The organism is Acinetobacter sp. ASP199 (genome assembly GCF_022700675.1).
GTDB lineage: Bacteria > Pseudomonadota > Gammaproteobacteria > Pseudomonadales > Moraxellaceae > Acinetobacter.
Genome location: NZ_CP062182.1, coordinates 1,924,932 through 1,939,270, shown reverse-complemented (window position 1 = coordinate 1,939,270; position 14,339 = coordinate 1,924,932). Strand labels below are relative to the sequence as shown.

At 42.1% G+C, this 14,339-nt stretch carries 14 protein-coding genes and 1 pseudogene; 8 read left to right on the top strand and 7 right to left on the bottom strand.

Going from position 1 to position 14,339, the window contains the following annotated elements; all coding sequences use genetic code 11:
* Positions 1–50: 50 nt before the first annotated feature.
* Complete coding sequence (locus tag IHE35_RS09155) at positions 51–347, top strand: hypothetical protein (protein WP_242787106.1); 297 nt, start codon at positions 51–53, stop codon at positions 345–347.
* A gap of 70 nt (positions 348–417) precedes the next feature.
* Here IHE35_RS09155 and IHE35_RS09150 read toward each other — a convergent pair whose 3' ends face one another.
* Complete coding sequence (locus tag IHE35_RS09150; protein WP_242787105.1) at positions 418–1,080, bottom strand: hypothetical protein; 663 nt, start codon at positions 1,078–1,080, stop codon at positions 418–420.
* Between the two features lie 251 nt (positions 1,081–1,331).
* Between IHE35_RS09150 and IHE35_RS09145 the strand changes: the two genes are divergently transcribed.
* The 5 genes and pseudogenes from IHE35_RS09145 to IHE35_RS09125 all read left to right on the top strand — a co-directional run bounded on the left by IHE35_RS09145 (position 1,332) and on the right by IHE35_RS09125 (position 6,113).
* On the top strand, positions 1,332–2,498 hold the full coding sequence (locus IHE35_RS09145) for an ATP phosphoribosyltransferase regulatory subunit (protein ID WP_242787104.1): 1,167 nt from the start codon (positions 1,332–1,334) through the stop codon (positions 2,496–2,498).
* Positions 2,499–2,569: 71 nt separating this feature from the next.
* On the top strand, positions 2,570–3,889 hold the full coding sequence (locus tag IHE35_RS09140; protein WP_242787103.1) for an adenylosuccinate synthase: 1,320 nt from the start codon (positions 2,570–2,572) through the stop codon (positions 3,887–3,889).
* A gap of 159 nt (positions 3,890–4,048) precedes the next feature.
* A pseudogene (locus IHE35_RS09135) lies at positions 4,049–4,808 on the top strand (M48 family metallopeptidase).
* Positions 4,809–4,910: 102 nt separating this feature from the next.
* Positions 4,911–5,219: a hypothetical protein gene (locus IHE35_RS09130; protein ID WP_242787102.1), complete on the top strand. Its 309-nt coding sequence runs from the start codon at positions 4,911–4,913 to the stop codon at positions 5,217–5,219.
* 123 nt (positions 5,220–5,342) lie between these two features.
* Complete coding sequence (locus tag IHE35_RS09125; RefSeq protein WP_242787101.1) at positions 5,343–6,113, top strand: M48 family metalloprotease; 771 nt, start codon at positions 5,343–5,345, stop codon at positions 6,111–6,113.
* A 123-nt stretch (positions 6,114–6,236) separates the two neighbouring features.
* Here the strand turns inward: IHE35_RS09125 and slyD are convergent, their stop codons facing one another.
* From slyD to IHE35_RS09110, 3 genes are all read right to left on the bottom strand, one after another.
* Positions 6,237–6,719 (bottom strand): peptidylprolyl isomerase, encoded by a 483-nt coding sequence (gene slyD, locus IHE35_RS09120; protein ID WP_004892585.1) that lies wholly within the window; start codon positions 6,717–6,719, stop codon positions 6,237–6,239.
* Positions 6,720–6,857: 138 nt separating this feature from the next.
* Complete coding sequence (locus IHE35_RS09115) at positions 6,858–8,144, bottom strand: NAD(P)/FAD-dependent oxidoreductase (protein ID WP_242787100.1); 1,287 nt, start codon at positions 8,142–8,144, stop codon at positions 6,858–6,860.
* 228 nt (positions 8,145–8,372) lie between these two features.
* Complete coding sequence (locus tag IHE35_RS09110; RefSeq protein ID WP_242787099.1) at positions 8,373–9,677, bottom strand: D-alanyl-D-alanine carboxypeptidase PBP6B; 1,305 nt, start codon at positions 9,675–9,677, stop codon at positions 8,373–8,375.
* Between the two features lie 175 nt (positions 9,678–9,852).
* On the opposite strand from IHE35_RS09110, the gene IHE35_RS09105 reads away from it, so the two are divergent.
* The gene (locus tag IHE35_RS09105; RefSeq protein WP_242787098.1) at positions 9,853–11,556 is read left to right on the top strand and encodes a M61 family peptidase; all 1,704 of its coding nucleotides are present in this window, start codon (positions 9,853–9,855) and stop codon (positions 11,554–11,556) included.
* Between the two features lie 70 nt (positions 11,557–11,626).
* On the opposite strand, the gene paaI is transcribed toward IHE35_RS09105, so the two are convergent.
* Positions 11,627–12,019, bottom strand: a complete 393-nt coding sequence (gene paaI / locus IHE35_RS09100; protein WP_242787097.1) for a hydroxyphenylacetyl-CoA thioesterase PaaI — start codon at positions 12,017–12,019, stop codon at positions 11,627–11,629.
* A 248-nt stretch (positions 12,020–12,267) separates the two neighbouring features.
* Between paaI and IHE35_RS09095 the strand changes: the two genes are divergently transcribed.
* On the top strand, positions 12,268–12,864 hold the full coding sequence (locus IHE35_RS09095; protein ID WP_242787096.1) for a hypothetical protein: 597 nt from the start codon (positions 12,268–12,270) through the stop codon (positions 12,862–12,864).
* A gap of 61 nt (positions 12,865–12,925) precedes the next feature.
* Here the strand turns inward: IHE35_RS09095 and uraH are convergent, their stop codons facing one another.
* Together uraH and IHE35_RS09085 are read right to left on the bottom strand one after the other, a co-directional pair.
* A complete protein-coding gene (gene uraH / locus IHE35_RS09090) occupies positions 12,926–13,321 on the bottom strand; it encodes a hydroxyisourate hydrolase (protein WP_242787095.1) in 396 nt (131 codons plus the stop codon).
* Positions 13,322–13,438: 117 nt separating this feature from the next.
* The gene (locus IHE35_RS09085; RefSeq protein WP_242787094.1) at positions 13,439–14,230 is read right to left on the bottom strand and encodes a pseudouridine synthase; all 792 of its coding nucleotides are present in this window, start codon (positions 14,228–14,230) and stop codon (positions 13,439–13,441) included.
* Between the last annotated feature and the right edge of the window lie 109 nt (positions 14,231–14,339).

Sequence of the window (14,339 nt, the reverse complement as noted above, 5' to 3'; positions counted from 1 at the left end):
TTTTTTTGATTAAGATAAAACTCAGGCGACTAACTAGAAGAGCAAAAGCAATGTTATTAATGTGGGGCTTTATTACACTCCTGACGCTGGCAGTGATTTTCCTGATCTGGCTGCAGTTCAATCAGGCTGAAACTGGTTCTGAGCTGGAGGGTGTTGCGGTCGAGCAAAAGGTCGCAAATCTGGAAGATAATCTGAAAAAAACCCTGGAAATCATGCAGGATCTGGCGAAGAAAATGCATGTACAGCAAGAAGTGCTGGACCAGACCACCACCAAGTTAAAACAGGTCGAATTACAGAATGCAGAGTTAGTCGGACTACTTGCTCAAGTTGTCGATCAGAAAAAATAACATGATGAGCTGAATCGGCGAATACACCTGAGATCATGTTGTAGCAGCTGTCTCAGGTGTGGCTTATGCTTTAAAATTGTGCCGCTTCTGTTTGGGTTTGTTCAGTTTTTTGTTGTTGCTGCTGGGTATTAAACGTTTTCATAAATGCTGCAGTCTGATAGTCGATCCTGAGATCGAAACTCATATGGGGTGCACTGAGTTCAATCACGTCACCATTTGGTGTTACATATTCGGCATATTGGTTGCCGACGAAAGGTTCTTGGTTGCTTATCCGTTTATAACCACGTTGCTCAATATAGCCTTTAAACTTTTTAAAGCCTTCATTGCCCATTTTGGCATCGCGGTTATCTATTTGCATCAGAATCGCTTGTAAGGTTTCATTTTGATCAAAAATATAAGTCACTTTGGTCAGACGATCGACTCCATAACCATTCCCATTGGTTGCGATCATTTTGCCTTGGCTGTAACTGTTGATGCCGAGCTCATCCCACCCTGAAAGTGTGCGAGTCACCGAGGTATAGGTGGAGTCCCCAAGTTTAAAACCTAAGACCGGTGTGCCGGTTTTAGTCTCATCTTGCTCAGGCCAAACAATTGGCTTTTCAGGAGTGTTTGTTGTCTCGGGATGGCTTTGTTGAGCAGATTGCTGTACTTGAGCGGTATTTTTTTGCTCACATGCAGCTAAAGGTAGAATGAGTGTGCAGCAGAGTAGGCCTGAAATAAACTTCGCTGACATATGAGCCCCCAATTTTATAAAAACAAATAAAATCAGGATTCTACTCTAAGGTTATTTGGTTTGAAATGGCAAAAAATGGCCAACTATTTTAAACCTTTTTTTAAAACTGTGATTAATTTAAGCAGAAAGTGAAATTTGTAAAATTTGCGATGCACAGCTAAAACTATCGTGCTAGACTAGGAGAAATCGGGTGTGTTCCCGATTTTTTTATGCGGATTTGTTCCGCGCTGACAAGAATTTAGGTTTACAACATGCCCATTTCAGAGACATGGTTATTACCTGATGGTGTAGCTGATGTATTACCAGAACAAGCGCAAGTCATCGAGCATTTGCGTCGTAAATCACTGGATTTCCTCGCATCTCGAGGTTATCAGCTGGTGTACACGCCATTCATTGAATACATCGAATCTCTATCTTCTCTCTCAGAATCGAATCAGGATTTAGACTTAGCCACTTTTAAAGTGATCGACCAGCTTTCTGGCCGTTTGCTTGGTGTGCGTGCCGATATGACACCACAAGTGGCGCGTATCGATGCGCATGTACATCCAGTGGAAGGTGTGGCTCGTTACTGCTATGCAGGTACGGTTTTACATACCAAACCGCAGGGTTTTAACACCACGCGTGCACCGCTGCAGCTGGGTGCTGAATTATTCGGTTCAGACAGTATTGATGCCGATGTAGAAATGATTGACCTGATGGTGAGTCTGATCCAGGAATCTGGTCTGGCAGATGGCATTCACCTTGACCTGGGGCATGTCGGTCTGTTCCGTAGTCTGGTTGCTCAAGCAGGCTTAAGCAAAGCCGCTGAACGTCAATTGTCTGATCTGTATCAGCGTAAAGCTTTGCCAGAACTGCAAGAGTTCACAGCAACATTGAATGAGGGTCATGATTTCTATGTATTGGGTCGCTATGCAAGTGACTTGAATGCATTACAAACTCAACTCAGTGCTGAAGTACTGGCAAACCCAGACTTTAAACAGGCACTAGATGCATTGATCACCACTCAACAGGAAATTCAGGCACGCTGGCCGAATCTGGAAATTGGTGTCGATGTCGTTGAGCTGCGTTCTTACCATTATCACACTGGCCTGATGTATGCCGTGTATGCACCAAACCGTGCTGCACCACTGGCACAAGGTGGTCGTTATGACGGTATTGGTGAACATTTTGGTCGTGCCCGTCCTGCAACCGGTTTCTCTTGTGACTTGTACTCATTGAGCGCTGGCAAGTTTGAAACTACACAGATTATTGTTGCACCTAAAGGCAATGATGCTGCTTTGCTTGATGCGATTCAGGCAACACGTGCACAAGGCGCAAGTGTAATTCAGTTATTAGGCAATGATGGTTTAAACTCGGTACCGTATGCAACTCACCAGCTGGTGAATGTTGACGGTGAGTGGACAGTCAAAACAATTTAATGGTCAGGCTCAGTATTCATGTCGCTGGGCCTAGCTTTTCAACTTTAACAGCATGATGTAATGAGGCTATTATGGGCAAGAATGTTGTGGTACTTGGTACCCAATGGGGCGACGAAGGTAAGGGTAAAATCGTTGACCTGCTCACAGATCAAGCGGCAGCGGTTGTTCGTTATCAAGGCGGACATAACGCAGGTCATACACTTGTAGTTGGTGGTAAGAAAACTGTATTACACCTCATTCCATCGGGTATTTTACGTGAAAACGTATTGTGCTTAATTGGTAACGGTGTGGTTCTTTCACCTGAAGCGCTCATCAAAGAGATGGACATTCTTGAAAAAGAAGGCGTGCCAGTTAAAGAACGTTTACGTATTTCTCCAAACTGTCCACTTATTCTTCCGAACCACATTGCACTTGACCAAGCACGTGAAATCAAACGTGGTAATGCAAAAATTGGTACGACTGGTCGTGGTATCGGTCCTGCTTATGAAGATAAAGTTGCTCGTCGTGCAATCCGTGTTGCGGACCTTGTACGTGGTGGTGAACATCTTAAAGCACAGTTAACTGAGCTTCTTGAGTACCATAACTTCCAGTTAACTCAATTCTACGGCGTAGAAGCAGTTAAATTAGAAGACGTACTTGCACTTTGTGATCAATGGCGTAAAGTGGTTGCACCACTTGTTGTTGACGTTACAGGTGAGCTTCATAAGTACCGTAAAAACGGTGATAACATCATGTTTGAAGGCGCTCAAGGTTCACTTCTTGATGTTGACCACGGTACATATCCGTACGTGACTTCTTCAAATACAACTGCTGGTGGCGTAAGCTCAGGTTCAGGTCTTGGTCCATTACACCTTGACTATGTATTGGGTATTACTAAAGCATATACAACACGTGTTGGTGCTGGTCCATTCCCAACTGAGTTGGTATATGACGCTGCAAATGACGTGGGTGATGCGATTGGTAAACACCTCGGTACTGTTGGTTCAGAATTTGGTGCGTCTACTGGCCGTCAACGTCGTTGTGGCTGGTTCGATGCTGAAATCCTGCGTCGTTCAGTAGAAGTAAACTCACTTTCTGGTATTTGCTTGACTAAACTTGACGTTCTTGACGGTTTAGAAGAAGTGAAAATCTGTGTAGGTTACGAAGCTGCGGATTCTGGTTGTGTAGGTTCTTCTGATGCGCTTGCATTCGAAACTTTAAAACCGATCTACGAAACTATGCCAGGCTGGTCTGAGTCGACTTTCGGTGCCAAATCACTAGATCAATTGCCACAAGCTGCAATTAATTATGTGAAACGTCTTGAGCAATTGATTGAATGTCCAATCGACATCATTTCAACGGGTCCAGACCGTGAAGAAACAATTGTTCTTCGTCACCCGTTTGACGCTTAATCCTTTAAGCTGAAAATGAGAAAAACCCTGTGAATTTCACAGGGTTTTTTTATTGGATATGTCACATAAAGTGATTGTGCAAAAAGCAAAACACATTATCATCTTATAAACTGAATATTATTGAGAAGGTTATGAAATATAAAAACATTTTAGGGGTATTTGAGGGTTGTAACGGCGTTAAGTGGATGTACAACAGTTGCAGATGTTTTAGGTGCAGATTCGGCGACGCTCAATTTGAATGCGGCACAAAACTACAATCAAATGCTGAATGAAGCTAAGCAAAAGCAAATTTTAGATACCAGTTCTGCTACCTATAAAAAAGTAAATCATATATTTGTCAAAATGAGAAGTCATGCAGATGCCCTTAATACAACTGGACATCAGTTTGATTGGCAAGTGGCTGTGATTAAATCAAAAGAAATTAATGCCTATGTTGCACCAGGCGGAAAGGTGGTCTTTTATACCGGTATTGTGGAAACATTGAAACTTACGAATGATGAGGTTGCTGCGATTATGGGGCATGAGATGGTGCATGCCTTAGAAGAACACTCAAAAAATAAGGTGGGTGCACAAGCCTTAACGGATTTAGCAGTAAGTTATGGGGCAAAATATGTAGGTCAATCTGCGGGTGGCTATGGTGGTCTACTGTTGGATATGGGGGCGAAATATGGTGTAGGTCTACCATTTTCACGTAACTTGGAGAGCCGTGCAGATAAGGGGGGGGCTAATGCTCATGGCGAAAGCCGGTTATAACCCAAATGCTGCAGTGACGCTTTGGCAGAAAATGAATGCAATCAATAGTAGTGGTAATAATCCACTGATGAAGTTTACATCGACGCATCCTTCAAACAATGATCGTATCGCGGGCTTGCAAAAGTTAATGCCTGAAGCAATGGCTCTTTATAAACCGCGTAAGTAGAACTGAAAAATAATTTACACGACTAAAGTTGCAAAAATAAGCACTGTGCTTAGGCATGGTGCTTGTTAGAATAAAAACAAAGAAAACAACAGAGTGTGCAGGATGCATAAGAATATTGCAGGAACGATGTTTTACTCCTTATTGTTTGCGATGGGTGGGGCACCGACCATTGCGATGATGATTATTCGCGAACAAACCCAAAATCCTGAACTTATCTTTAGTGCTTTGATTGGGCTGAGTGTCATTATTGCCTGCATTTTAGTGCCGATTATTTTGATTCAGAATGCTTATCTATTTTTTAAACGTCGAGATGAGAAGTTAGATGCAAAACTGGAGACGGTGTCACAAGTCTATCTGGGGTTAAATATTTTGTGCTTGGTGTATTGGTTATTGATTCAATTTACCAGCTAAGTTTGCTGAAATAATTACAAAATTAATATCAAGATGAAGCAATTACACGTACATGATACATCCACATTTCATTTATAATTTCGGCAATTGAGTTAACCTTCGGATGTAAGGTGGAGATTGACAATGAAAAATAAATTTTTACTGGGTGCATGTGCTGCAGCAGCAGTGACACTTTCGGGTTGTACCACTGTTGCAGATATGGCAGGGGCGAATACTGAAACTTTGAATGCAGTTGCAACTCAGGGCTTTAATAAAACGGTGCAAGAAGCTCGTAACAATAATACCTTGGATACTTCATCTACGACTTATCGTCGTATTAATGCGGTTTTCAATAAATTACGTCCCTATGCAGACCAAATGAACCAAACGGGTACGCGTTTCCAATGGCAGTTGGCAGTGTTGAAGAGCAATCAAGTGAATGCCTATGTCGCACCGGGTGGAAAGGTCGTTTTCTATACGGGGATCGTAGACAAACTTAACCTCACTGATGCCGAAATTGCTGCAATTATGGGGCATGAAATGGTGCATGCGCTAGAAGAGCATTCTAAACAGAAGATTGGTGCCCAGGCATTGACTGATCTGGCACTAGGTGTTGGCCTGAGTGCGGCAGGTGTGGGTCAGGGTGGTGCAGCAGCTGCACAGCTGGGCAGCCAGATTGGTATTGGTCTACCATACTCACGTAACCTGGAAAGTCGTGCAGACCAAGGTGGCTTAATGTTGATGGCGCGTGCTGGTTATAATCCAAATGCTGCCATTACCCTGTGGGAAAAAATGAGTAAGCAAACAAGCAGTGGTGTGGCGTTCTTATCGACTCACCCCTCAAGCAGCCAGCGTATTGCTGCAATGCGTCAAAATCTGCCAGCTGCAATGCAGATTTATAATCAACGTAAATAATCATTGCTTGAATCATAAAAAAGCAGGGCAGAGGCTCTGCTTTTTTATGCCTGAATAAAATATACAGGCAACAAAAAAGGCAAAGTTTTCACTTTGCCTTTTTACACTTGAGATCAATCGATCTTAGTGGTGGTGACCGCCTGCACCGTGTACGTGACCGTGGTCAAGTTCTTCTTGAGAAGCTTCACGGATTTCTACGATTTCAACGTCGAAAGTCAGGTCTTGGCCAGCAAGTGGGAAGTTCGCATCAACAACAACGTTTTCACCTTCAACTGCTTTAACAGTTACGATTTGAACGCCGTCATCAGTTTGAGCCTGGAATTGCATACCAGGTTGGATGTTGTCCACGCCTTGGAACATTTTCGCAGGAACTTCTTGTACTAGTTCTGGGTTGTATTCGCCATAGCCTTCAGCTGCTGGAACAGTTACAGTGAATTTGTCGCCTACAGTTTTACCAAGTAGTGCATTTTCAAGGCCAGGAATGATGTTGCCTGCACCATGCAAATATGCAAGTGGTTCACCTTGAGATTTATCGAGAGTTTCACCCTCTGCGTTAGTCAATGTGTAGTGGAAAGAAACCACGAGGTCATTTGCAACTGCAGTCATGATATTGATCCAATCAAATTTTTTAAGAGATACATCATAAAGTGAAATTGAGTTTTTGTAGACTAAAATTAGCAAAAAAAATGCAATTTCCCTATATAAATGCTGATTTTTTCATAGATGGGGACGCATCTGTAAATTTCAATGCAATTTTATCTTCGGCGAGATTTTTCTTGTAACGAAGTCCTTTACCGTCAGTACCCCAGCCTGAGTATAGCCCAAGATCGTGGCCTGATGCAGCCGGTATAATGAAACATACATCGACTTGGCGACAAAGCCCTGTACATTGACCTGACCTAGTAATTCACCTACGGCTTTATTTTCACTTAGGGACACTAGCGAGCCTTTATCCGAGAAGGCGAACATTGGTAACTGCGTCTCACCATTAACGCGTAGGCGCAAAGAATTGGCAAGGAAGCTGGCCTGCTGGCTGGCAACCTGTGCACGTGGTCCCAGAACGGGTTCATTGGCGCTAGGTTGGCAATGTGCACAATCTCCAAAGGCAAAAATATTTGGATCTGCGGTCGTTTGCAATGTCGCATAAACTTTAAGGCGATGAATGTTGTCTCTTTCCAGTCCTTCAAGTTGAGTGAGTATCTCAGGTGCCTTGATCCCAGCTGCCCAGACTTTTACTTCTGCTTCCAGACTTGAACCATCCGCAAAATGAATGTGATCTTCATCTACTTTAGCCACACGATGTTGAGTCAGTATTTCAATACCTAGCTGTTTCAGCTGCTTCATCGTTTGCTCAGCAAATTTGAGAGACAGGGCAGGAAGAATACGGTCCGCAGCTTCAATCAGGGTGATTTTGACCTGATTCGGATCAATCCTGTTTAAGCCATATTTATGAAAATTATTTTTGGCTGAAACCAGTTCTGCTGCCAGTTCAACGCCTGTCGCACCTGCACCAATAATGGCAATTTTCAGTTCACGACGATCAGCTTCATGCTGGGCATTTAAGTAAAGATGCAGCAGGTCTTGCTGGAAAATATCCGCCTGTTCGCGGCTGTCGAGGAAATGACAGAACTGTTTGACCCCTTCAGTATTAAAGTCATTGGAAGTCGAGCCTAAGGCAAGCACCAGGCTGTCATAGTCAATGCTTTTATTCCTGGTGGGTTGGGCTTTTTTAGAGAAGTATTCGGTTTCAACCAGAATCTGTTTGGCTTCACGATCGATATTTTTAAATGTGCCCAAGACAAATTCATAATGATTTGCTGCGGCATGGACAAAATAATTGGTTTCTTCTTCATGAGGGTTGAGTGTACCCGCTGCAATTTCGTGAAGCAGAGGTTTCCAGATATGGGTCAGCTTTTGATCGACCAGTGTAATCTGTGCCTTACCATTTTTGCCTAAGCTTTGTCCTAACTGGGTAGCCAGTTCCAGACCACCTGCACCACCACCTACAATCACAATTTTATGGGCTGTCATATCTTATTAACCTATTTATTTTTTTAATGAAATAGAACGAAAACATACTATGACAGGCTTAGACGAGGGTCTTGATAAGAATTGTTATACAGCTTACAAAATGTAGCAATTCAAGGATATAAAGTAAGACATCTTTAGGGAAGTGATTTCTTGCAGAATTAAAAAGAAATACAGGCAATAAAAAAGGATGGCTAATTAATACAATTGCCATCCTTTTTATTTCAGATGTTATTTACCAGTTGGATGCAATATAACGTCTGCGCTACTGCTTGAGAACAGGCCAAATAACCATTGCAGGAACTTTTCAAAGAAATTGGCTTCTTCAATATCAACCTGATCTTCAATCAGGATGGTACGGATCAACTGGTCATTCTGATAGACATTGACGGTAGCAAGTTGCATGACTTTGGCTAACGGTGCAGTCAGTTTGGTCTCACTCACTTCAACGTTTAGGTGAGTCTGAGTTTCGCGTAATGGTTCAATACTTTGCAGAACGCCATTGCCGGTATCTAACATCACGCGTTGAGTGCTTTGATCAAACTGGTTCAGATCAATGGCATAGCTTTGATCATAGAGTGAAGTGGTAATTAATTCAGGCTTTTTGGTCTCTACCTTAAACATTTTCAGGGTAGATTGAACCACAGGCAGTTCTGCCAGCACTTGCTTGTCTTTGAGCGCTACTTCATTGCGGGTGTAGGTATAAGCCAGGTTCATCAGCTTATGAGCAACTTCCGCACGTTTCACAGCGCTTTTAGCTCCCATGACCACGACAATTAAACGACGATTAGACAGATTCATATCCATGCTTGGACGGATCACAGTTGCGGCAAGGTTATAACCCGCGGCACGGGTAAAACCAGTTTTCAAACCATCTACTGTTGGGTCCATTTTTAGCAATAGATTGGTGGCACGGTGAAAACGCTGGTTATAAGTGAAGCTCGGTTGTTTAGAGTAGTACAGATAGTCTGGTGTTTCATTGACTAGGGCTTGAGACAGTTTGGCCAAGTCAGCTGCCGTGGAGTAGTGCTCAGGCATGGTGACACCGGCTGGATTCTGGAAATGAGACTGGGTCATTCCTAAAGCCTGTGCTTCCTTGTTCATGCGCTCAACGAACTGAGGCACGCTTCCAGAAATTTTTTCAGCCAAAGTCACCGCAGCATCATTGGCAGACATTACAATCAGACCTGCCAATAACTGATCCACTGAAATCTGTTCGCCTTCTTTCAGGTACATCTGGGATTCATCCCACATCACCATTTGCACGACTGGTGTCGCGGTAATTATTTCACTTTTACTTAATCTTCCTGCCTGAATTTCTTTTAAAGTGATATAGGCCACCATCATCTTGGTCAGGGATGCCGGAGCACGTTGTAGGCCTTCATTATGTGAGGCAATGATCTGGCCGGTCTGGCTATCCAGAATGGTCCAAGCTTCTGCTTCAACACTTTCAGGATTAATATTCAGTAGGGCAGCATGCGACATTGCGGACATAAAAAGGCACAATGTCGCAATCAGTGAGACGATAAATTTCAAGGGGGTTCCTTATTCGACCAATCCGTTGGCGAGCAAAAAAATTTTAGGCATGCTAAGCCTTTTTTTTTGTCATGGCTACTACTCATTGTAGACATTTAAGACACTTCCGCAATGTATTGGAAAAAAATGTTAAGCTTAGACTTAACATTTTTTAATTTCTTTTGAATCGCCCATTATGTTGCATTACCAAATCGAATTTGACGATTACCGTCAGCATCTTGTTCACGTGACTGTTCGCTTTTTAGCAGACCCTACACAGGTGTTGTCTTTGCCAACGTGGATTCCGGGCAGTTATCTGATTCGTGAATTTTCTAAACACATTGAAGGGGTGAAAGCCTTTGATGAAGCAGGACGCCAACTAAAAATCCAGAAATTTGAAAAGAATAAATGGCGCCTGTTTAATACAGATCATGAGCTGATTACCGTTGAATATGATGTCTATGCCTATGACCTGTCTGTACGTGGTGCTTATGTCGATGAAACACGTTTATATGTAAACCCGGCCTGTGCTTGTTTAGGTCTGGAAGGGCAAGAAAACAAAGCGATTGAAGTCGAAATTTTCCTGCCAGATGAACTGAAACATTTCCAGTTGGCAACAGGTATGGCAGCTAAAAGCCTGGTTAAAGGCCGCTATACGCTTAAAGCAGAAAATTATGCCGAGCTAATCGATTCACCATTTGAACTGGCAGAGCAGACCCGTTTCAGCTTTGAGGCAAATGGTATTCCGCATGAGTTCGTGGTTTCTGGCAAACACAACATGAATGCTGAGCGTATGCAGCAGGATCTGGAAAAGATCTGTAGTACCGAAATTTCCATGTTTGGTTCAGCGCCATTTAGTAACTATACCTTCATGACCATGGCAACGGGCAACAGTTATGGTGGTCTGGAACATCCAAACTCTACCAGCCTGATCACGCCACGCGAGGATCTGCCGAAAGCCAACGAGCCGGAAGAGCCATCTAAGGATTATCAACGTTTCCTGGGGCTGTGCAGCCATGAATATTTCCACTCATGGTTAGTGAAATTTATCCGTCCTGAAAACTTCGTAAATTATGATCTGAATCAGGAAGGTTATACCTCTTTACTTTGGATCTTCGAAGGCTTCACTTCTTATTATGATGATCTGATTCTGCTACGTAGTGGCGTGATTAATCAGGAGTCATATATTGCTTTGTTGAAAGCACAGATTGACCGTTATTTGCAAAATCCAGGTCGCTTCATTCAAAGCGTATCTGAGTCAAGCTTTGATGCCTGGGTGAAATTCTATCGTCAGGATGAAAACTCCAATAATGCCGGCACCAGCTACTACAACAAAGGTTGTTTGGTGGCGTTGTGCTTAGACTTGGGCTTGCGTCTACGTGGTTCAAGCCTGGATGCTTTGATGCGTAAGCTGTATGAAAATGCGCAAAATGGCACTCAGGTCAATGAACGTACTATCTTCGAGTTATGTGCAGAATTGACTGGTGATAACTGGTTAGAACAGATCAACCATCTGATCAATACTACAGAAGAATTGCCACTGGATCAGTTATTCCCTGAGTTTGGTCTGAGCTATACCCTGAAAAATGACAAGTCTCTGCCATTTGGTTTGAAATTAGCAGATAAGCCTGAAGGTGTATTGGTTCAATCGGCTCGTCGTGACAGTGCCGCTGCGAAAGCCGGCCTGTCAGCCAATGATGTGATCATTGCGATTGATGGTTTGAAAGCAACAGTAAAACTTGCTGAGAAATATACGAAGCAGGAAGGAACTTATATCATCCATGCGTTCCGTCGTGATGAGCTGATGACGTTTGAAGTTCAAGCAGCTGGTTCTGAGCTGACCGAAGTTGAGCTGAAAGTTGAAGACCAAGCTAAAGCTGAGAAATGGTTAAAAGCTTAATTTAGCAATTGCTGAAAAAGAAAAACCGGTGTTAATGCACCGGTTTTTTTATTATCTCGAGTTTTAAAAATTATTTAACGATCAGTCGCGAAGTACCACGGAACTCAGCCACGATTTGATCTTTCTGATTCAGGATCTGAATATCGTAAATGCCACTGCGACCGCTACTCGCTTTATGTTCAGCTACGGCAGTAAGGGTGTCGCCCAGTACAGCTGGTTTTAAATAATGAATACCACAATGTTGACCGACTGCCGGATGTTCGCCCGTGTTACAGGCAATGGCAAAAGCTGCATCAGCCAATGCAAAAATCACCGCGCCGTTGCAGGTTTGATGTCCCTGTAAATGTTGCTCAGTTACTTTCAGCTCAATCTTGGCATGGTTGTGGTTATAAGAAACTAGATGCGCGCCCAGGTACTGAATTAACTGATCCTGATTAAACATATGGTTAACTTGCTGATCCATAGCAAAACTCCTTTTTGGATACGTTTTAATTTAAAATATTAATTATGTGAATCATAAATAACATTGGATAGTCATAATGACAAGAGGGAATAGCCAGAAATCTTGTTTGCATACATAAGAAAAAGCAGGTAAAACCAAAGCTTAGATTTAATTTTTAGAAGAAAATGAATAAGAAAAGTCTGAATTGGGGAGTTGGAATTACAGTTGTCTAGCTAGCTGTAATTTTTCTATTTTGGTTTTTTGGAAATTTGAAAGGTCCCGAATCATTAAATGAATTGGGTGATTTTCTTGCAGGAATCGTCGCGCCTATTGCATTTTTATGGCTGATTTTAGGCTATGTCCAGCAGGGCAAGCAGCTAGAGCAGAATTCTGAGACCATTAGCCAGCAATCTGAATCATTGCAATTACAAATAGAAGAATTTAGAAAAATGGTTGAACTTCAAGCTCAGCAAATAGAATATAGAAATCAGAGTGCAAGATCATTATTCAGTTTTAAAGAAGGAAGCTGTATAAGAAAATATGAATCAGAAGAAGACGATGATTATTTCGATATATTTTTAAGTATGTGCAATTTAGGTAAGGGTGATGCGTATGATATTAAAATTTTTGCAGATGAAAAATATCAGTATGAAGTTTATGAGATGAAAAGATTAACAATAGATTTAACTCATGAAATTAATTTTATATTGAATATATCTAGTTTCGATAAATTCTTAGATGGGATGATTTACCGTATATTTTTGTTCCTCTCATTTAAAGATTTATATGGAAATAGGGTAAAAGAAACTTTTACCCTTTACATCGGTAGAAAAGAGAATGATATGGAACGTCGTTTGTTCATGTAGTAGAAGGTCGAGAAATTATTTATGATCAGCTCATTTCTAGTTGATAATAACTTTTCTCTAATTAATACCCCCGATACGTTGAATATCCATAAGAGCTTAACAACAGTGGAATATGGTAGTGCTCTAAATTGCCATCAATCACAAATACGACTGGAACTTCAGGAAAGAACGTCCGTTGATTATTTGCCTTAAACCAGTCACCTGTTTTAAAAGTCACTTTATAAATGCCTTTTTGAAGCGCGGTATCTTTTGGATAAAACTCTTTAATCCGTCCATTACTGTCTGTCTTGGCTTCATTGAGCTTGACCCATTTTTCACCTTGTTGGGCTTCTAAAGTTACTGTGACATTAGCAGAGGGTAGACCAGTTTCCTGATTAAGCACATGCACACTCAAAGGATTGGCAAAGCCAAAATTTGAAAGGGAAGTCGCAGCTAAAGCAAAAATTATTTTTTTCATGAGACCCATCTTAGAATGAATACTTATAATTATTCTAATAGATTGAAAAATAAAAAATATTGAAATTATGTAATAAAAAAAGCCCACCGAAGTGAGCTTGATAGATTTTATTAAAACTTAACCACGACCGCGTCCGCGACCACGCGGTGCTTTGGTATTTGGGCGTGTTGTACCATTGGTCTTACGACGTGGTTTTTCACCTTCTTCCAGTTGCCAAACACGTGGTGTACCGGTTTTTTTCTTGGTACCGTCTTTGTTCACTTTTTTGTTAATTGGCTTACCGCCTGTACCACCCGGTTTTTTCACATAAGAACGTGAACGGTATGGCTCTTGTGCAGGCACATCTTTAAAGTCAGGGTAAAGTAAAGGTTCAATTTCTTTAGTTTCACCCGGTTGCAGACCCAATTGAACCAGATCAATAGAACCGATTTTGGTACGGATCAAACGTAAAGTCGGGAAACCTACTGCAGCAGTCATACGACGTACCTGACGGTTACGGCCTTCACAGATTGAGATTTCTACCCATGACGTTGGTACTGAAGCACGGTAACGAACAGGAGGATCACGATCCCATAACCATTCAGGTTGCTGAACCTTGATTGCTTTTGCAGGTAAGGTGATACCATCTTTCAGCTCTACACCTTTACGTAACTGTTCAAGTGCTTCTTCAGTCACGTCGCCTTCAACCTGAACCAGGTAAGTCTTGAATTTTTTATTGGCAGGATTGGTAATAAACTGGTTTAAACCACCATGATCGGTCAGAAATACCAGACCTTCCGAGTCCATATCGAGACGACCTGCCAGACGCAGTGTTGGGTCATCTACGAAATCAGACATCGTCATGTGTGCTTCGTCTTTACGAAACTGGGAGAGGACGTCATAAGGTTTATTTAGAATGACGATTTTCATAGGAAAAGACTTCTATAATTACAAAAATTTGAAATGAGCAGATTTCTTCGAGTGGGGATAGTCGTGATCTCCCATTGAAATCTAAAAAACGGTGAATTTATATATGGGT